Origin of the sequence: Corynebacterium sp. MSK150 (assembly GCF_030229215.1) — a bacterium.
Classification (GTDB): Bacteria; Actinomycetota; Actinomycetes; order Mycobacteriales; family Mycobacteriaceae; genus Corynebacterium.
The window spans coordinates 22,764-43,016 of sequence record NZ_JASPHM010000002.1 but is presented as its reverse complement, the minus strand read 5'-3'; the positions used below and the strand labels follow the sequence as shown (position 1 = coordinate 43,016).

Sequence of the window (20,253 nt, the reverse complement as noted above, 5' to 3'; positions counted from 1 at the left end):
TTCGGTCTGTGGATGCCAGGAAATGGTCGACATATTAACCACGCAGCTTTCCAGTAGCGTTCTCGACGGCGTCGATAAGAGCGCCTTCCTTGACTAGGCGTACAGTTTCCTCGATTTCCGGGGACAGGAAGCGGTCCACGCCGGGGCCTTCGACGGTCTCGCGCAGCTTCTCAATCACCGCGCCGGTTCCCTTGGCTGGGGTACCCTCGCGCATGTCGATGGCGCGGGCGGCGGTGAGGATCTCCACGGCCAGCACGCGCTGCAGGCCATCGACAGCCTTGCGAAGCTTGCGGGCAGCGGACCAGCCCATGGACACGTGGTCTTCCTGCATGGCCGAAGACGGAATGGAATCAGCCGAGGAGGGGTTAGCCAGGCGCTTCATCTCACTGACGATGCCAGCCTGGGCGTACTGAGCAATCATGTGGCCGGAGTCAACACCGGGGTCGTCGGCAAGAAAGGCGTTCAGCCCGCGGTTGCGCGCTGGATCCAGGAAGCGGTCGGTGCGACGCTCGGAAACCGAGGCCAAGTCCGCGGTGACGATGGCGAGGAAATCCAGCGCATAGGCCACCGGCGCACCGTGGAAATTGCCATTAGAGACCACGCGGCCATCCTTGGTTACCACCGGGTTATCCACTGCGGCGGCGAGCTCACGCTCGGCCACCTGGGTGGTATGCGCCAAGGTATCGCGGAAGCCTCCGGCCACCTGCGGGGCGCAGCGCACGGAGTAAGCATCCTGCACCTGGTTTTTCTTGAACTCCTCGAGCGCGGCCTCCAGGATCTCAGAGCCTTCAGCCACCTGAAGGATATTCGCCGCGGCATCGGCCTGGCCTGGGTGCGGGCGCAGCTGCTGCAGGTCATCGGCAAAGACCACGAGGGTGCCGAGCAACCCTTCCACGGTCATAGCAGTAGCAATATCGGCGGTCTTTGCGGCCGCGCGCAGGTCGGTGATGGCCAGGCAGAGCTGGCCGAGCATGCCATCGGTGCCGTTAATAAGCGCGAGCCCCTCCTTCTCCCGCAGCTGCAGCGGCTCGATGCCGGCCACGGCCAGGGCGTCGCCCGCATCCTTGAGCTCACCATTGACACGTACCTCGCCCTCCCCCAGCAGGGCCAGCGCACAGTGTGCCAGCGGCGCCAAGTCACCAGAGCAGCCCAGCGAGCCATACTCGCGCACCACCGGAACGATGCCAGCGTTCAGCGCCTTGGCGTAGGTTTCTACCACCACGGGGCGCACACCGGTACGACCGGTACACAAGGTTGACAGGCGCAGGAGCATAAGCGCGCGGATAACCTCTTCTTCCACCTCCGGTCCCGTGCCCGCAGCATGCGAGCGCACCAGGGAAAGCTGGAGCTGGGCGCGCATTTCCTCTGGAATGTGGCGGCGGGCAAGCGCACCAAAGCCGGTGGAAATGCCATAGACCGGGGTGGGATCCTGTGCCAGTTCTTCCACTCGCTCGCGGGTCGCGGCTACCTCTTCGAGAGCCTCAGGCGCAATCTCCACCTTCGCCCCATAGCGGGCAACGGCAACGACGTCCTCGATGCTCAGCGCACCGACGTTGACGGTCACGGTGGATGGGTAGGCGTTAGGCATGACAAAAACTCCTTGGAGTAGGGATTGATAATCAAAAATGTGTCGCGCGACAACCCAACGCGATAGATGTATGCTACATCATAATTTCGCCATGCGAGGGTACGGTTGTTAATCCGCCGCCTTCTTGCCATAGATGCGACGTGAAAGTTCTGCAGCCAAGAGCGCCAGCCGGTCAACCACCACGGCTTCCTTGGCAAGGTTTTCCTCGTTGATGGAAAACGTGACCGCCAACGCCGCCGACGGCCGGGCGAGGTGATCCTTGACCGCCACTGCAACCGTGGCCTGCCCCTTAGACACCTCTTCCCTTTCCTCCGCCCATCCGCATGCACGCAAGGTGTCCACCTGCTTTTTATACGGAGCAAAATAGGCGGCGGCCCCTTTATCCGAGAATGCAGCGCGCACTTCACTCTCCGATTGAAAGGCCATCATAATCTTGCCGGAAGCAGTTTTATAGGCCGGTAATCGAACCCCCTTATCCGTCACCAGAGACACAGCGCCAGGCGCGCGGACCTCCTGCAGGTAGACAATTTCAGCACCAGACATGCGGGCCACATGCCCGGAGCCAGCCACAAAAGTGGCAATATCGCGCAGCTGATTCGTCGCTAGGCGCACGAGGGGCTGTTGGGTCGAATAAGCCGAAGCCATGGAGTAAGCCGCAAGCCCGAGTCCGTAGGTTTGATTTTCCTCAATATGCACCACGAATCCGGATTCCACCATTTCATTGAGCAAGTGATATGTGGATGAGCGAGGAAGGTCCAGTTCAGAACGGATGCGGCTGGCAGAGATTGGGACATCGATAGTGGAAAGCAGCCGCAAGATAGCGAGCACGTTTCTCGCCGCTGGAACATGTGATTTAGCCACGGTCACCCACCTCCACGATGGAAATAACTATTACTGTGCAGAAATAACTTACTTCTTAACAGTCTCGAATACAAGACTTTCCACCCGATTCGACTAGTGCTTTCCCATTCCACCCTCCGTAATCTATCCCACACAGAGTGTTGCAGATTACATTCTAGTACCGATTGTGTGTTGCCTAACTAATTGGATTGGAGAACCCTATGCCCGGCCGCTACCCAGACGGAGACTTTTACGGATTCGAACAAGACCTACCCGCAGAAGAACTTGAAATTCTCCACAAGGTCCGTGACTGGACCCACGACAAGGTTCGCCCCATCGCCACCGACTATTGGAATCGCTGCGAATTCCCCCACGAGCTACTTCCCTCTATCCAAGAACTCGACATCATCAGCTTGGTTCGCCGCCAAGGCCGCTCCCATCTTCTGGCAGGCCTAGTCACTGCGGAAATCCATCGCGCCGATGCCTCCGTCGGAACGTTTTTCAGCGGCCAGGATGGTCTGTTCACCGGATCCATTGAGCTGCTCGCTTCCGAGGAGCAAAAGGAGCGGTGGCTCCCAGACATCTACGCGGTAAAGAAGACCGGCGTCTTCGCCATCACCGAGCCGGATGCCGGTTCCGACGTCGCGCAAGATATGTCCACCACCGCCACGAAGGTCGACGGCGGGTGGATCCTCAACGGCGCGAAACGCTGGATTGGCAACGCCACTTGGTCCGATTACGTCGTAGTTTGGGCACGCGACCCTGAAGACAACCACGTCAAGGGGTTCCTCGTCGATACCTCCTGGGAAGGCTACAAAGCCACCCTCATGCAGAACCGCATCGCGCTTCGCGCTGTGCAAAATGCCGATATCACGCTAGACAACGTCTTTGTTCCTGATGATTATAAGCTGGCCCACGCCAATACTTTTAAAGACACCAACAAGGTGTTGAAGTCCGCCCGCTCCACGGTGGGCTGGCAAGCAGTAGGACTGCAAATGGGCGTGCTCGATACTGCCTTGGACTACACCGGCAAGCGCAATCAATTTGGAAAGCCGTTGGCGAGTTTCCAAATCAATCAGTCCAAACTTTCCACCATTTTGGGCAACCTCATCGCTTCTGAATCCATGATGGCGGCCCTTACTCGCCTGGAGGCCCGGGGAGACACCCGCGGGGAGCACTCCGCATTAGCTAAGGCACACGTATCCAAGTTGATGCGCGAGTCCGCCGCACTTGGCCGCGAACTCCTCGGCGGAAACGGCATCATTTCTGACTACACCGCCGCAAAGCACTTCTGCGATGCCGAAGCTATCTACTCCTACGAAGGCACCTTCGATATCAACCAGCTCGTTGCTGCCCGTTCCATCACCGGAATTTCCGCTTTTGTCTAAACCACTTCCCCGGAAAGGAGCTCCCACATGGTCGATACTGGACACCCACACTCCCTCGAAGGCCTGCGCGTGCTGGATATGTCACGCGTACTGGCAGGCCCCTTCTGCTCAATGATTCTGGCTGACTTAGGAGCCGAAGTCATCAAAATCGAAACCCCCTGGGGTGATGACTCCCGCAATTTTGGCCCAGCTTTCAAAGGTGATTCCGCCTACTACCGGCTATTTAACCGGTCCAAGAAGGGCATCACCTTGAACCTCAAAGAAGATGCAGACTTGAACACATTGCGCGAGTTGGTGCAGCGTGCCGACGTATTGGTAGAAAACTTCCGGCCCGGCGTAATGGAAAAGCTGGGCATTTCTCCAGAATCCCTCATGGAACTCAACCCGCAGCTCATTGTCACCAGCATCAGTGGCTTTGGCCAAAGCGGTTCTATGAGCAAGGCCCCTGCATATGACCTCGTAGCACAAGCGATGAGCGGAATCATGTCTGTAACCGGCTGGCCAGACGGTCGCCCCACCCGTGTAGGCATCAGTCTGGGAGATCTAATCCCTGGACTCTACGGTGCTATCGGCACGCTCGGTGCCTTGCAAGAGCGCCATCGCACCGGACATGGCCAGCACGTTGACGTCGCCATGTTTGATTCCTTGGTGTCCATCTTGGAATCAGTGGCCATGCGAGACCTGTATGAAGAAGAAGTCCCTACGGCCGTCGGTAGCGACCACGCCATGACGGTTCCCTTCAGTACTTACCGTGTGGATGACGGTGAGGTGGTCATCGCCATCTTGAATGAGAAGCTCTTCGGATGTCTGACTCGCGCCTTGGGCTTGGAATACATGGTCGATGACCCCCGGTATAACTCCAATCCCGCCCGCAAAGAGCGCCGCGAGGAAGTCCGCTCCATTATTGAGGACGCCCTGCGGGGCAAGACCGTCGAGCAAGCGCTCGCTCTCTTCCAAGAACACGGGGTTCCCACCGCGCCGGTTCATTCCGTCGACGAAGCCCTGCACGGAGACGTAGGCACTGAACGCGAGGTTCTCTTTACTGAATCCGATGGATTTACTACCTTAAGCTCTCCCCTGCGTCTGACTGGCTCCCGCCAGCCGGAGCCAGCACCGCAACTAGGAGAGCACAACGCCCATATCCCCGAATGGCTCGCTGAGCCGGTGCGCGGGTGATTCTGAAATGGAGACACCATGACTGACACCAAGAATCCCCGCACTAAAACCACCACCCCTCCAGTGAAAAATACCTGGCGATTCTTTGTATATAGCGGACTCGGCATCTTCGCCTTCTTTGTCCCCTTTCCCTTCGGAGGCGAAAACACCATCCTGCTCGATCACCTGGTGGGTTGGATTTCTGACACCCTAGGGAGCGGCTCCAAGTACGTAGTGCTGCTGCTCATCATTGCCGGCGCCATCGCCCCTTTTGTCACCGGCACATGGAAGTCCTCTGCTGCACGCATGGTCTTCGCCTTTTTAAATATCTTGGCGGTGATCATCACGGCCATGCTGGTGTTTAATTTCGGCCCCGCCTTCGTCTTTGAAGAAGACCTCGGTCCATTCCTCCTCAATAAACTGGTGATCCCCGTAGGCCTCTTAATCCCAGTGGGTGCTATTTTCCTCGCCCTTCTGGTTGGTTTCGGCCTCATGGAGTACATGGGCGTATGGGTCCAGCCTATCATGCGGCCGCTGTACAAAACGCCTGGACGCTCAGCTATTGATGCCGTGGCCTCCTTCGTCGGCAGCTACTCGCTAGGCCTGCTGGTAACCAACCGCGTGTATAAGGCCGGTGGATATACCGGGAAAGAAGCAGCTATCATCGCTGCTGGATTTTCTACCGCCTCCGCCACATTCATGGTGGTCATTGCCCGCGCCCTTGACCTCATGAGTGTGTGGGGTATGTATTTCGGAGCCACCCTCATCGTCACCTTCCTGGTGACAATAATCATGGTGCGCATTCCACCCATCGCTACCATCCCAGAAGACTACTACCCCGGCGCGGAACCCAACCCGGAATCCGAGGTCAATGACAGTCGAGCGCACACTGCTTGGGAAGAAGCTAAGGCAGTTCTCCGTGATTCGCCACCGCTCTGGAAGGTACTGTGGCACAACTTCCGCGATGGCCTGCTCATGACCATGCAGGTTCTACCAGGCATCATGTCCGTAGGTTTCCTTGGCTTGGTAGTCGCCTTCTACACCCCGTTCTTTACTTATTTTGGCTACCTGTTCTACCCAGTGCTGTGGATTTTGGGAGTACCGGATCCGGGCCTTGGCTCCGAAGCACTCGCCATTGGCCTATCTGAGCTCTTCCTGCCAGCCACCTTGGTTGCCGGCGCAGAGTCCGATGTCTTAAGGCTTATTATCGCCATGGTGTCAGTCTCCCAGGTATTCTTCTTCTCCTCTATGGTGCCTTCCGTGCTGGCCACGGACATTCCCCTGAGCATTAAGAACATCATCATAATCTGGTTCGAGCGCGTCATATTGTCCACCATCATCGCCGCACCGTTTGCCTACGGCATCGCTGCGCTGATGTAATTCCCCGCCTAACATCGATAACCATGAACACCGAAAAAGCTGAACTTTTCACCCCCGCCCCCGAATGGTCCGGCCGCTCCGATGGCCCTGGCCCAGAGCATGCCCGCTGGCATAGCGTTATCAATCAGTCCACCGAATCCCCCGCCCCAGTAACCCTCCTGGGCTTTGCCTCCGATGAGGGCGTGCTGCGCAACGGCGGCCGCCAGGGTGCAGCCGCCGGCCCGGCCGCGCTGCGTTCCGCGCTGGGTTCCTTGGCGGTGCACCATGCGCATGCGCTTGCCGACGCCGGCACGATCACCACCCAAGCCGACGACCTCGACGGCGCCCACGACGCGCTCTCCGATAAGGTGCAGGAACTCGTCGAAACCGGCACCCTCCCCATCATTCTGGGCGGCGGTCACGAGACTGCCTTTGGCTCCCACCGCGGCCTCTACCGTGCGGTGGGCGCCACCAAGATCATTAACTTGGACGCGCACTTCGATCTGCGCCGCGCCGATCAAGCCACCTCTGGCACCCCGTTCAAGCAGATTTCGGAGCTCACCGATGACTTCGACTACACCGTGCTGGGTATCTCCCGCCCCAATAACACCGCGGTGCTTTTCGACGAAGCCGAGTCCCTCGGCGTGGCCATCACCCTGGACGAAGAGCTGGTCAACCTCTCCCCGGCCGAGTGCGGCGAGCTTGCCGCCCGTGCTACCGAGGGCAAGGGCAAGGTCCACCTGTCCATCGACCTCGACGTTTTGCCAGCGTCCACCGCGCCGGGCGTATCCGCACCGGCGTCGCTGGGCGTCAGCTACGAGCGCATCCGTGCCATGGCTGTGGCTATTGCACAAACGGGCAAGCTGGCCCTGGTGGACATCGTCGAGCTCAACCCCACCTTTGACATAGATAACCGCACCGCCAAGGCAGCGGCGCGGTTAATCGATGACATCGTCACGGCCCACCTCAAGGCCTAGCACTTAGCTCAAAACAGCAGGTGGGCAATCGGCGTGGCGATGAGGATGGTCAGCGCCACGCGCTCAAACCAAATGATGACCAGGTGGGTGAGCTTCACCGGAATCTTGGTGGCCAGGATGCACGGCACCAGCGCGGAGAAGAAGATGATGGCGGAAACTGCCACCACGCCGATGACGAACTTGAGCACCATGCTGTCACTGCCTGCCACTGCGGTGGCGGGCAGGAACATCTCCGCAATACCCATGGCCGCGCCCTTACCAGCCTGGACCGGCTCCGGCAGCTGCACAACCCACGCGAACGGATAAAACAGGTAGCCAATCCACTCGAAGATAGGCGTAAAGCGCGCGAGCAATAGGCCAATAAGGCCTACCGACATAATGGAAGGCACGATGGCCGCCGCCATGCGCACGCCATCGCGCAGGTTCTCCCAGATGGACTCCCACAAGGACGGTGCGCGCTGCAGTGCTAGCATCGCTTCGCGCCACGCGTTCTTGATGCGCGAGCCCTCCACCGGCTTTTCCGGGTCTGGGTGTGCTTCTGCGAAGTACTCATCCGGAATGGTGCGCAGCGGCGGAATGCGCACGGTAATGGCCGTGACCACAAAAGTCACGATGAGCGTGACAATAAAGTAAGTACCCCAGATTTTCATCAGGTCAAGCTGCTTGGCCACAATGACCATGAAGGCCGCAGAGACCGTCGAAAAGCCGGTGGCAATAATGGCCGCCTCGCGCCCGGTATAGCCGCCCTTTTGGTAGACGCGGTCCGTCACCAAAATGCCCAGCGAGTACGAGCCCACGAACGAAGCCACCGCGTCAATGGCGGAGCGCCCCGGCGTCTTCCACAGCGGCCGCATGATGGGCTGCATGAGCACACCGACAAACTCCAGCAGGCCAAAGCCAATGAGAAACGCCAGGAACGCACCACCGATAGGCACGATGAGGCCTACCGGAATCGCGATGGAGTTCCACAGGAACGGCACCAAGTCTTCATCGCCCAGCACCCACGGCAGCGCATCGATGACCATAAGGAAGGAGATCACCGCACCCACAATGTTGAGCACCGCAAAGACCGCCTGCAATACGCTTTCCTTAAACGCCCCAGTGGTAAAGCTGCGCACCGTGCCATAGACGGCAAGCGCAAAGATAATCCACGGCACCGCCGCTGGAATCCCCTCGCGCACCATGGTGACCATGTGGTCCAAAGGGATGGAGCGCTTATCCTGATACGTCACCGGCAGGAAGAATACGAACGCGCCGATGGCGCTATATAAAAAGAGTTTCCACCGTCCCCCAGGCTGCGGGATTTCCCCGTCATGACTCTGGTGGGAGGAGTAAACCGATTCGGTAGAAGTCACAGTAAAACCGTCCCCTCAAGCTTGCATACAAAATTCAAGCCCGCGTGACAGCCTTACGCGAACATTGGGGATATGTTATCTAAGTAACAGCTCACTGTCTAGATGTTTCCGAGATCCAAGGCACAATAGAGTCATGTCTAATCCTATTCGCGTCGTCGGCGCCGTCTTCGTCGATGAAGAACGCACACAGCTTTTAGCCTTCCGCAAGAAGCCTGGCACTTCCCTTGCTGGCATGTGGGAATTTCCCGGCGGCAAGATCGAACCTGGCGAAACACCAGAACAAGCACTCGCGCGCGAACTTAAGGAAGAACTCGGCATTTCAGCCACCGTCGGCGAAGAAGTAACGACCACCGTTCACCATTACGATTTCGCCACCATCGAGCTCACCACCTTTTACTGCACCACCACCGCCTCTCTGCTAGCCGACAATCTCAGTCTCACCGACCACGACGCCACGCGCTGGGTCAACATCTCCGACGCCCTCGAACTCGAGTGGGCTCCGGCGGACGTGCCTGCGGTAGAGCAGCTCTGGGCAACGCCGCCCAAGCAAACAGTGTTTATTTAGCAAAATAATTATGTAGAAAAGGCCACAAAATAATTTGAATAATTGCCTGTGGGCTATTTAAACCACCGCTAATCTTGAATTGTCTTAAAGCAAGTTTGCTAAATTTGCTCACCAATTCCCCGGAGAAAAAATGACTGATAATTCGACTACTGCCCGTGACCTCAAAATCGAATGGCTTTTAGAAGAAATTCGAAATGCCGTCCGTACGGGAGTTTCTGTAGATGCGGCAGTAGAAAGGATTTCCAACAATCCTTTCGTCAAGCCCCCAGAAGAGCTCCTCAACGAAGCACGAATCATCTTTCTCCAGAATGCCGGGCAAATCTCAAAGTTTAAGGCTGTCGACTCCCTAATTCAGGATGAAGTGGATTCCGGCGATTGGTATGACGGCCCAGACTACGACAACCACATTTATTGGCCGCATGTAAAGGAAGTACTTCAACCCAAACTCGGCAGTGCGCTCGACGAAGTCGACAAAGCATCGAGCAAAGTGCTTTGCTCACTTCGGCCGCCCGCTGAAGATACGTTCGATGTCCGTGGCCTAGTACTCGGCTTCGTTCAAAGCGGCAAAACTACGAACTTCATATCTTTGATTTCTAAGGCCGCAGATATCGGATACAGGCTAATCATTGTCCTGGCAGGTATGACGGATAATCTCCGTGTTCAGACTCAGAAACGTATCAATGAACAACTCATCGATGAAACACCGAACTGGGTAAAACTCACCGATATCGATAGCGACTTCAATGCTTCGCAGTTCAACGCGAACAATCGGAATTCGGATACCCTTCTTGGGGCGCCGGCGAACCGACATATCGCAGTTGTGAAGAAGAACGGCCATATTCTTACTGCTCTGAATAATTTCCTCCAGGGCGCAAAAATTGCTACTAAAGATCTTCCTATTCTCGTCATCGACGACGAATCTGATCAGGCTTCTATCAATGTATCCCCCAAGGCCAGAGCCGAAGCCTCAAAAATCAACGCCCAAATCAAAACGCTTCTGCGGAATCCTAAGACGGCATACGTCGCGTATACAGCGACTCCTTTTGCCAATATCCTTATCGATCCAAATGACACCACTGATCTCTATCCAAAGGACTTCATCCATGTACTACCCAAACCGGAAGGATATTTCGGCACAGAGACTATCTTTGGCCGTGAGCCACTAAATGGCGAAGACGCCGAAGAGCTGGATGGTCTGTCTATGGTGCGGACGATCGACGAAGATGAAATCGGTGCGACACGACCTCCAAGTGGAAAGAAGGGCTTCGAAAACTGGGAGCCTGAAATTCCTAAGTCCCTCGATGAAGCAATTCGCTGGTTTATCCTCGCCACTGCAGCTCGCCGTGCGCGTGGGCAAAAAGATGCGCATTCATCGATGCTGATTCACACTGCAGTACGCACCGCTGCCCATGAGATCTTGCACGAATTAGTTCAAGAACAAGTGAAGTTCATCGCGCGAGCGCAGGACGACCCAGAGATGCTTAAGCTTCTCGAAGCACAATGGGTTTACGAGACCGAGCAAGTTTCCACAGAAGCACTGGGATACGAGACTCTGACATTTGAGGAAATCAAGCCACAAATTTCAGACGTCCTCAAAGCAACTGAAGTAGTAATGGACAATGGTATATCCGAGCAACGACTTCAATACGAAGACGGGAAGCCGAAGACTGTTATTGCAGTCGGCGGCAATACTTTGTCCCGAGGTCTGACTCTAGAAGGCCTCGTCTGCAGCTATTTCGTTCGAAACGCTACTGCCTACGACACCCTTCTTCAGATGGGACGCTGGTTCGGTTTCAGAAACGGATACGGTGACCTTCCGCGAATTTGGATGACCGAAGATCTCGAGAATTGGTTCCATGACCTTGCTTTGGTGGAAGCGGACTTGCGAAAGGATCTAGCGCGTTACGCCGATGACGGCGAAACCCCGCTTACATTCCAAGCCCGAATCCGCACGCATCCGTCGATGGAAGTTACGGCTCGTGCAAAGCAGCAGAATAGTCGCCCAGCAGTAGTCAGTTATTCAGGCCAGAAAGTCCAGACGATTCTCTTCCGCCACAAGAATAAAGACTGGCTATCCCAAAATATTCAAGCGTCGGAATCCTTGGTCCAGGGCATTCAAGGCAAGGGTCTAAAAGAGCATCAAAAGAAGAACGGTACTAAGTTCTTCAAACAAGTCCCTCCAAGCGTCGTTGAAAAATTCCTAGACGAATATGCCATCTACGAGGAATCCACTCTTGGCCGAAACAATGCGGAGCTGCTCAAGGCATATATCAAGAAGGAACACTCAACAGGCTCTATCCGAGCATGGGATATTTCCTTCTTCGGTAGGTCTGGCTCAGACAATCCTAAATCCATCGATTTAGGATTGACCAGCGAACTCAACTTGCTCAATCGTTCCCAGATGGTGGTTTCAGCAAGCCCGGATGTCGCTAACATTAAGACCCTCGTCGGTTCGCTGGATCGCTTAAATAGTGCCGATCTGGATAAGCCGGCGTTGCAGGAACTAATCGACGAGTTTGAAACACAGTCGACCAAAGCTGAAACTAAACTCCTGAAAGCGTACGAAGCAGCTGTAGGCACTGACGTCGCCCATTTAGGCATCTATGCCATCGATCCAGATTCAAAGACAAGTCAGTCGTCCGACTTCGTACACAAGTCCGGCAAAAACGTTGGAAAACTCATCACTCCGAGAAATCGACGTAAGGATTTGAATGCTGAGGACGTAATGATCGGCATCGGTCTCTTCTTCCCGACTTCGAGCAACCCAGATCCTGACGCTGAATATGTAAGCGCCCAGGACTTCCTCGATGCCGAAACCATGGAACAAGTCGCCGAAGCTGAAAGCGAAGTTCTTCAAGCTATCGAAGGTGAGGAGGCCTAGAAATGTCAGTTTTGAGCAAATCAGAATTTCTATTTCAGGCGGTTTCGAAGGATCAGAACCTCAACAATGGCGAGGAATGGGCACTAAGTACTGGTGTAGAAATTTCTGCCGGCGCCGTTCAATGCTTTTCCGATTACTCGGGAAAAATTGGCCTGATTATACCTACTTCCCAGGAGGAATTCGACACCTTCGTCGATGACAGGAAGAGCAAGGCAATTCATCTGACTCGTCGAAAGGTCGTCAACAATGGAATCGACACCGACTTCCAAGCACGACTGATTCTTCGGGATTTGAATCAACGAAGCATCTTTTATTTCTTTGTAGATGAGCTTCTAGGTTTCCTCGACGGGAAAGAAAACGCATCAATCACTGATGTGTCGGCTTTCCTTGCGAAGTGGCGTCACTTCTTCTCCAGCGATAAGCAGTTCGTTATCGATCCGCAGGTTGAAGTTGGGCTCCTCTGCGAACTAGAAGTGCTGCTCGGTTTGCTTCATGATGAAGTGCCCAATGCCGTCGAATCTTGGTACGGCCCAGAAAAGACGCGTCACGACTTCCTGCTTAACGACTGCGCGATTGAGTGCAAGGGAACGGCATCTGCGGACAGAATGTTGGTATCTATCCACGGCAGGAACCAGCTGGAAACCCCTAACAATAAACCGCTATACCTCGTATTTCGTCGATACAATCGCCATCCTGACGGAGCGCTATCGATTCCGTCCCTCGTTGAGGAGCTTCAGACATACTCTGCTTTCAATATTGAAAGCTTCACTGAAAAAATGTACCTCCTCGGGATAGATGTTTTCGATGAAGCACATTCGAAAGCCTTCAATAACTATTTCGCGGTTGACGTCCATGAATTTGAAATCACTGAGGAGTTCCCACGAGTGGAGGTCAAAGACCCCGCGAACCGAATCTCCGACCTCCAATACAAAATTGACCTAGCCGGCCCAAGTTCTATCCCTGGATACCGGCCAATCCCCTCATTCATTAAGTAACTCATGCCTTTTCACCACAAAAAGCCGTTCGATCCTTCCGGCGATGTCTACGCAAACTCCGTAACTCGAACGATGAAAAGCCAGGCTCTTTCTGCTTGGGACATGTTCACCCGCGAGACTTTGCAAAACAGTTGGGATGCCCGCGATCGTGCATCCCACGATGACGGCGTCACTTTCGCGATCGATTTTGTAGAGCTGAACCAACATCAAATCGATTGTTTAAAGAACGATGTCTTTGGCAATGACTTTGTCGGAATTCCGCAGCTTGAATCCGCGCTTGAGTCAGGCAGTCTGTCCGCACTGACTGTTAGCGATTCTGGAACGTACGGGCTTCGCGGCCCGAGTATTGCAACAGCTGCGGTAGACGGACCTACCGACTTCAACTCATTCGTTAGGAACATCGGTCGAAGCGACACCAAGAAGGTAGCCGGTGGTACTTACGGCTTCGGCAAAGGCGTCTTCTTCATCGCCAGCGAAGTTAAGACTATCGTCGTCTACACGCGAACCATCGATGAAAATGGTCAGCGTGTTAATCGACTCATCGCCATGTCTAATGCCGATGACTTTCAAGCTGACAATATCGCTTACACCGGCCGGCACTGGTGGGGAGAGCACGCCGTTGAGGAAACCGGCACTGACCGCACCGAGTTTGCTGAACCCTATACAGGCCAAATTGCCGATGCAATTGCAGCAGTTTTGGGCCTCGACAGCTACTTCACCGAAGATCGGCAGACCGGTACTTCAATCATGATTTTGAATCCTGATCTCTCTGTCCAAGAAGACCAGGTTAAATCCGGCCTAGACAGCGGCCGCATTGTTCTTCAACAAATCGCAAGTTCCCTTACTCGTTGGGCTTGGCCACACATGATTGATATCGACACGGGTATGGATCCGATCGAATTCAGTGTTTCCTACAAGCGTGAGCAAATGAAAATTCCCGACCCAAAAAAGGATCAAGGCCTCCGTCCTTTTGTAATGGCCTACTCAGAGGCAGTTTCTAATCCAAAGCCGCCGTCAAATGTCTGGAATAACAGCTACTTTGGTCGTCTAACGACGATTTCGGGCAAGCGTCCTAAGAAGGATCTAGGCACGCTGGCGATCGTGAGTTTGAACGATGCAATCTCTTCTGAGCAAACTGTCATCGGACAGGATATTTCCAACCACGTTGCCACGCTGCGAAATCCCCGAATGGTTGTCGAATATTACCAAGCTCCAGAAGCTGCAAACGGAAAACCGTATTGTGGAGTCTTTTTGGCAGACCCCGAGGCTGACCGCGTATTTGCCCGAAGCGAGCCGGCTGCGCACCACCAGTGGAACCGTGAGACGATTGCCCACGATGTAGAGCTTCTAAAAGAGTTTTGGGGAAGCACAAACAACCCTGTCAGTGTCTTCTTCACGAGACTGCGAGAAATGCTTCAATCAGTCGGACTTGAGAATGCCCGTCCCACTCGAAGCCAACACTTTCGCTCAGCGGCGGAACTGTCTAGTTCCCTAGGCACGCTAATTTCTAATGCAGAAGGCGGTACCAGCAACCGCTATATCAAGCCAAAGCTGAAAACTGTTCAACGCAAGAAATCCTCCTCGCGCGCGACTGCAAACTCTGAAATCGATTCCATTCGAAAGGCAGAAGGCGGAAAGCACACAACGTTCAGCGTCGATGTACAAATTCCGTCTAATAAACTGCCCGCGGGATTGACGATTCAACCCGCAGTAAACTCCGATAAAGGTGACCTTTACGAACAGTTGTCGAAACTAGGCGTACCTGTTCCGAAGATTGAAAAGATTGCCTTTACGGCAGACGAAGAAGATACAGCATCAAATGCATTAGCTTCCGCTGATGCACCGATCCTGCTCGAATCGCCAGAGGCTTCGTTGCTAGTCGACGTTTGGCAACCAAACGACACCGCCGTCTCACTTCGATTTGAGTTCGAGTACAACCTAAAACCTAATTCGATTGTGATTGGAGAAAGCACAGATGAGTAACGCAGTCAGTTTTGGCTACAACCGTCCTTCCCAAGACTCCATCGAAATAATTGATTTCAAGGTCGTAATCGACGGAGAAGCATTCGACAGCAAAACGGAAGAGCTCCCGACTTGGGATTATGAATCCAAAGTGGAAGTCTTCGCAGAATTAGATTTCGACTTCGAGCGGTTTACCAAGGAAGCGGGGTTCATTTCTTTCGCTGCTGATGAAGACTTACCGGAATATTCAGGGCTAATCTCTTGGTCCTGCAACAAGACTAGGCAACGCGGTGCAAGCCCTCGCCAATCGCTTCATGATGGCAAAAATACGCTGCACTTTGAGCTGGACAGTTTGTTGCTCGGCGGAGAACTTCAGATTGCAATCAACGTCGACCTCGAGACTCCAGGCGTAGCCTACGAGGACTTAATTCCGCCAGAGCGTCCTGGGTCGCGCCTATGGGCCAGCTATCCACTTCGGATTCGGTTAGAGGGCGATGGGTCACAAATGTCCATCACTCCCCTGGATTTCAAAGAAACCGGAATTCGCCCGCAAATGGCAATGTGGAAAGTGCAGGTTTCTCCTGACGTTCTCCTGCCTGTTCAAGCAGGCCTGAGAATCCTCATCAACACAGCTCACCCCACTAGCCGCAGAATGCTTGAAAAGGGTTCTGGCAAAGAAAAACAGATGTGGGAGCGTTATCTCCAAACCGACATTGTTACGCAGCTTCTCCTGCGCGCTCCAAGCTTGGACGAAATCGAAAACTTAGAAAGTCATAGCCTGTTTTCTGGCTCGCTGGCAGAAAGCATTTTCAATCTCGCCCAGGCACTATTCCCGGAGAAGCCATACGCCGACATCGCCAACGATCCATCCACCCTTTTCGCGACTGTCCAAGCGTTTACTTTCAAGGAATCCAAATAAATGGCAATCACGTATTTCCCACGACTCACCAACTCGGTCGCCATTTCGTTAATCGGGGATTTCTCTCGATTTAACGACCCAAGTGAACTTACGCAATTTGCCGCCACGCGACATGAAATGCAGTATCACGATCCACTTGCGACCTTACTCGTCGAAGAGTCGGAGCTGTCAGAGGTACGAAAGAAAATTGTTGCGCTCGCAAACGAACTTGGTTTTCCAGAGCAATTGGGGCGTCAGGCGGTAAGAAGCTTCGACCAACCAGCGGCTGACATTCTCTACAACAGTATTGATCTAGTTCCCGCCGAAGCAGCGAACGGAGAGATCTGGAACTTTCTAACTCTAGCGCTGCTTCCTGACATAGCTGCTTGGCGCTACCCAAATGTCGATGCAAAGTATGATTTCGAGCGTTGGCTCGGCGGTGACCGAAATGTTTTCCGTAAACTCTGGTGGCGACAAGCCACGCTAGGAAAGACCCTTAACGAAAAGATTGGTGAGGACGAAGCCGTAGGCGTCATGGAGCGTCCGAGCTTGTCTGCCAATCCTATAAATGCGCGCGCAATCATTTCGGCTTTCGATGAGGTTTACAAGCATCACACGCAACTTGCTCGCTCCGAGGTCATGCGTCTGGCCGCTCTACACGTCCGGCGCCTAGTGCCATTGATAGACTTTGATTTTTACAAGGAAGACGAACTGCGAGAGTTACTAATTCCAGTGATCGAAAATTCCTGCGTTGAATACGAGAACGAAAAGCGGACAAAGGAATAATGAATCAGATTTCTATCGCTCCCTCTGCACGCCGATTGACTACCTCCCTGAGAGATATCGGATACAGCTTTGAATCTGCAGTTGCAGATATTGTCGATAACTCAATTGCTGCCGGCGCCACAAAGATAGCAATCGATATCGAATTCGACGGCAAAAATTCCTCAGTCATCATTAAAGACGACGGTGATGGAATGACTGCGCAAGCAATCGACGAAGCTATGCGATTTGGTAGCCGACGTAGCTATGCCGACCAAGAACTGGGCCGTTACGGCCTAGGCCTGAAGACAGCATCGCTCTCGCAATGCAAGCGTCTTTCAGTCATCAGTAAGTCGAGCAACGCTCCACTCCAAGCAAGGATTCTTGATCTGGATTTCATCCAGACAGTCGACGACTGGGTCACACTTGATCACAGTGAAGAGGAAGAAGTAATTGCTCTCGCCGCTGAGCACTTCGGTGAAAGCGGAACGTTCGTCATATGGAACAAACTAGACCGACTGCTGCCAGCCAAGTCTCCTGACAGTGGTTGGGCAAGGCGCCGTATCGAAAACCTTGCTCCAAAACTTTCTTCCTACTTGTCGATGGTTTTCCACCGATTCCTTTCCGGCGAAGCCTACGCAAAGGTGGAGATTCAAGTTAACGGAGAATCGCTGAATCCTTGGGATCCTTTTGCACGCTCCGAGCCTCACACTCAGGAGCTCGATTCAGACGAATTTGAAATCGAACACGGTGACATCACAGGCACCGTCACGGTCAGGCGATTCCTTCTACCCCAGCGAAGCGAATTTAGTTCTCGCGAAGCTTTCGATGCTGCCTCCGGTATCGACAAATGGAACAAGCAGCAAGGTCTATATATCTATCGAGCTGACCGCTTGGTCCAATGGGGCGGATGGTCCAAAATCCGCACGATTGATGAGCACACCAAGCTGGCTCGGGCATCTGTCGATTTCGGCACCACCCTTGACGACGCGTTCAACATCAATGTCGCCAAAATGCGGGTGAATCTTCCGGGCCAGTTACGCAAAATGCTTGCAAGGCCAGTCAATGAGCTTTGCATTGCAGCAGACGCTGCTTACCGTCGTGAGAACGCGCGGAAACTGGTAGACGAGGAAAAACTGCCTGAATTCAAACCTGACTTTGGTGGAAGTGAGTCCGGTGAATCTATCGGCCTAGCTCTCCGAACCGCGGCAGCTAGAACCGGTAACTTCAAGGCTTTGGAAGCAATCTCTGAGCTCCTCAAGGCTGAAATGCCGGAACTAGCGAAGCACCTCGGTTTCGATTAAAAGAGAACGTCAGCTGAGCCCGTTGCAGTGCGTGCGTATTCGCACCACCGCTGCAAGGGACACGAGCTACACCGCGGACCTTCACTTACGCACACGGTTCTACCTAATTCGAACAGAGCCAAATGAGCACTGCGAGAATTTTCATTTAGGCCAAGCAGTCTTGCGATGCTGATTCGCCCATCGGATTGTTTGTTACGTGACTCTGTATCGGTTCCCTGAAAACGCGATGTAACACGCAAAACACCCTTCGCGACGATAACCGGCTCTTCGCTCTTACCTTCCACACCGGCATCAGGCGAGGAGAGCTCAAGGATATTTCGTAGCGCAGGATTAGTCGCAGGAAATACGTCAGGATCGATGCTTGGCTTCCAAAACTCTGCAGGTTTTTCGTTAACTTGTTCTACGATTTGTGAGAACTTCTCACGACGTTTCTCAAAACGCTCGCCTTGGAACACACCCACGACCGTCCTAAAAGAGCTTTCCGGGACGCCAGATTCCCGCGTTGGTCCTTCCAAACTTTGAATCAATGGCCACAACATTTGGACTTGACCGCGCGTTGCTCGTTCTAGGAAGATTTCACAGATCAGAACGTGCCAACGATTGCCTTCTCGAATCCACGGCCACATGAGGTTAGCTTCGGGCTGTTCATTGTACCACTTAGCAAGGGTTTCCGAGGTCGCGATTGAGTCATAGGGCTTACTCGTATTTCGCTCTAGAGAATCGAGTACAGACTTTCCGATATTTTCGCCCAATCGAACTGGGACGGCGTTACCAATTTGTTTGAAAGCAGCACTCGGCGGACCGCTGAAGCGGAAGTCATCTGGGAAGGTCTGCAGTCGCGCAGCTTCACGTACGGTTAGAGTCCGAGACTGGCGTGGGTGGATGAAACCATAGCCATCTTTAGCGATATGCGCAGTGATCGTCCTTGAAAGATCATTTTCGTCTAGCCGCTTGTACTTATCGTTAAAAATGTCTGATCGATAGCGCTGAAGATGAGCTGGAAGATCCGAGTACTTCGTATCTGAAGTCATCATTTCAAAAGCGAGCTTGTCATCCTCACGTACAGGTCGTGTGATGTGGTCGTAGAGCCTGCTAGCGTCCGCGTTCGAAACACCTCGGCGAATATACTTCTGGAACTCAGTCTTCGGACCTGAATATTCAATCCATCCATCAGCGCCTCCCTCAGGACGCCAACCACCTTCTACTTCAGGCATATCGCCAATTGCATTCCAGACAGTAACCTTTTTCGTTACTTCCTCTGGCCAATCGAATTTAACGCTGTCTCTAAGAGCTACAAGAATATAGCGCTGGCGGAATTGAGGAACCCCGTAACGCCATGTATCAATAACACGGCTTTCAACGCTGTAACCGGCTTGTTCCAGTTCCTCAATCATGCTTCGCATGATGAACATTTCATCGTCCAAAGCCATGTCTGGAACATTTTCCATGACAACGGCTTTCGGACGAGCAAGGAGGGCTACTTCCAAATACGCACGCCAAAGGTTTCGACGCTGATCGTCAGGATCACGCATACCTTTCTCAACAAGATAGCGAATGCCACTACGCCCAGCTTTAGAAAAAGGCTGACATGGCGGTCCGCCCGCTAAGACATCGATGTCAGTTTCTTTCATCAAAGAGGCAACTCGTTCAACGCTTTCAGGAGTTGATAGATCCCAAGTTGCTGAAATTCCAGGGAATCTAGCAGCGTGAGTCTCGACTGCGTAGTCGTAGTGATCGACTCCGAGCACAACTTCAATGCCCGCGTTAGTTAGCCCTTGGCTCAAGCCTCCGGCGCCAGCAAAAAGATCGACGCCGAGGACTGCTCCCTCTGCTTTCCTCCTCTTGGCGTATTCCAAAAGCTGATCGACTGTCTCGCAGTGATCCGGATGCTTCGGAAGCTTCACATAGGGGCCGCGGATTTGTTTGACGGCGTACTCGTCGACAGTTTTCACATGAATAATTTAGCTAGTCAAAGGCCTCTCCCACCAATCTAGATTCAATATCTACACCCATATCCAGACAACAGAGCGAAGACCTGGCGCTTTGTCGCGCCAGCGCTTGTGCGACACCCCATCAGTAGCCCGCAATCTTTTGCAAACCACAGATTAATACCCCATTAATACTTCAACATCCGACGCTTCCAATTCCACTGATGGATTCCACCCGATAGATGAATAAATTTATCTGAGTGACGGTTGTGTCACTCCAATCGTATTCTGGGAAT

At 53.6% G+C, this 20,253-nt stretch carries 15 protein-coding genes; 11 read left to right on the top strand and 4 right to left on the bottom strand.

Going from position 1 to position 20,253, the window contains the following annotated elements:
* Positions 1–34: 34 nt before the first annotated feature.
* Complete coding sequence (hutH, locus tag QP941_RS01395) at positions 35–1,588, bottom strand: histidine ammonia-lyase (protein ID WP_284867742.1); 1,554 nt, start codon at positions 1,586–1,588, stop codon at positions 35–37.
* 108 nt (positions 1,589–1,696) lie between these two features.
* On the bottom strand, positions 1,697–2,449 hold the full coding sequence (locus QP941_RS01390) for an IclR family transcriptional regulator (RefSeq protein ID WP_284867741.1): 753 nt from the start codon (positions 2,447–2,449) through the stop codon (positions 1,697–1,699).
* Between the two features lie 200 nt (positions 2,450–2,649).
* Here QP941_RS01390 and QP941_RS01385 point away from each other — a divergent pair, with 200 nt between their 5' ends.
* The 4 genes from QP941_RS01385 to hutG are packed head-to-tail and all read left to right on the top strand — an operon-like array spanning position 2,650 to position 7,307.
* Positions 2,650–3,816 (top strand): acyl-CoA dehydrogenase family protein, encoded by a 1,167-nt coding sequence (locus QP941_RS01385; RefSeq protein ID WP_284867740.1) that lies wholly within the window; start codon positions 2,650–2,652, stop codon positions 3,814–3,816.
* Positions 3,817–3,843: 27 nt separating this feature from the next.
* Entirely contained in the window at positions 3,844–4,992 is a 1,149-nt protein-coding gene (locus QP941_RS01380) for a CaiB/BaiF CoA transferase family protein (RefSeq protein ID WP_284867739.1), read from the top strand.
* Positions 4,993–5,010: 18 nt separating this feature from the next.
* Positions 5,011–6,351, top strand: a complete 1,341-nt coding sequence (locus QP941_RS01375; RefSeq protein ID WP_284867738.1) for a YjiH family protein — start codon at positions 5,011–5,013, stop codon at positions 6,349–6,351.
* A 23-nt stretch (positions 6,352–6,374) separates the two neighbouring features.
* On the top strand, positions 6,375–7,307 hold the full coding sequence (hutG, locus tag QP941_RS01370; protein WP_284867737.1) for a formimidoylglutamase: 933 nt from the start codon (positions 6,375–6,377) through the stop codon (positions 7,305–7,307).
* Positions 7,308–7,315: 8 nt separating this feature from the next.
* Here hutG and QP941_RS01365 read toward each other — a convergent pair whose 3' ends face one another.
* Positions 7,316–8,662: a YjiH family protein gene (locus QP941_RS01365; protein ID WP_284867736.1), complete on the bottom strand. Its 1,347-nt coding sequence runs from the start codon at positions 8,660–8,662 to the stop codon at positions 7,316–7,318.
* Between the two features lie 133 nt (positions 8,663–8,795).
* Between QP941_RS01365 and QP941_RS01360 the strand changes: the two genes are divergently transcribed.
* The 7 genes from QP941_RS01360 (at position 8,796) to QP941_RS01330 (ending at position 18,029) form a co-directional block, all read left to right on the top strand.
* Positions 8,796–9,227 (top strand): (deoxy)nucleoside triphosphate pyrophosphohydrolase, encoded by a 432-nt coding sequence (locus QP941_RS01360; RefSeq protein ID WP_200435155.1) that lies wholly within the window; start codon positions 8,796–8,798, stop codon positions 9,225–9,227.
* A gap of 130 nt (positions 9,228–9,357) precedes the next feature.
* On the top strand, positions 9,358–12,108 hold the full coding sequence (locus tag QP941_RS01355; protein ID WP_284867735.1) for a Z1 domain-containing protein: 2,751 nt from the start codon (positions 9,358–9,360) through the stop codon (positions 12,106–12,108).
* A gap of 2 nt (positions 12,109–12,110) precedes the next feature.
* Complete coding sequence (locus QP941_RS01350) at positions 12,111–13,103, top strand: PD-(D/E)XK motif protein (protein ID WP_284766322.1); 993 nt, start codon at positions 12,111–12,113, stop codon at positions 13,101–13,103.
* A gap of 3 nt (positions 13,104–13,106) precedes the next feature.
* Positions 13,107–15,086 (top strand): hypothetical protein, encoded by a 1,980-nt coding sequence (locus tag QP941_RS01345; RefSeq protein ID WP_284867734.1) that lies wholly within the window; start codon positions 13,107–13,109, stop codon positions 15,084–15,086.
* Complete coding sequence (locus tag QP941_RS01340) at positions 15,079–15,984, top strand: hypothetical protein (RefSeq protein ID WP_200435151.1); 906 nt, start codon at positions 15,079–15,081, stop codon at positions 15,982–15,984. Before QP941_RS01345 ends, QP941_RS01340 begins: the two co-directional genes overlap by 8 nt.
* A complete protein-coding gene (locus QP941_RS01335) occupies positions 15,985–16,749 on the top strand; it encodes a DUF6339 family protein (RefSeq protein WP_284766324.1) in 765 nt (254 codons plus the stop codon).
* Entirely contained in the window at positions 16,749–18,029 is a 1,281-nt protein-coding gene (locus tag QP941_RS01330) for an ATP-binding protein (RefSeq protein ID WP_200435149.1), read from the top strand. Before QP941_RS01335 ends, QP941_RS01330 begins: the two co-directional genes overlap by 1 nt.
* Here QP941_RS01330 and QP941_RS01325 read toward each other — a convergent pair.
* A complete protein-coding gene (locus tag QP941_RS01325) occupies positions 18,026–19,981 on the bottom strand; it encodes a DNA cytosine methyltransferase (RefSeq protein WP_284867733.1) in 1,956 nt (651 codons plus the stop codon). The two genes, QP941_RS01330 and QP941_RS01325, sit on opposite strands and share 4 nt — an antisense overlap.
* Positions 19,982–20,253 lie beyond the last annotated feature (272 nt).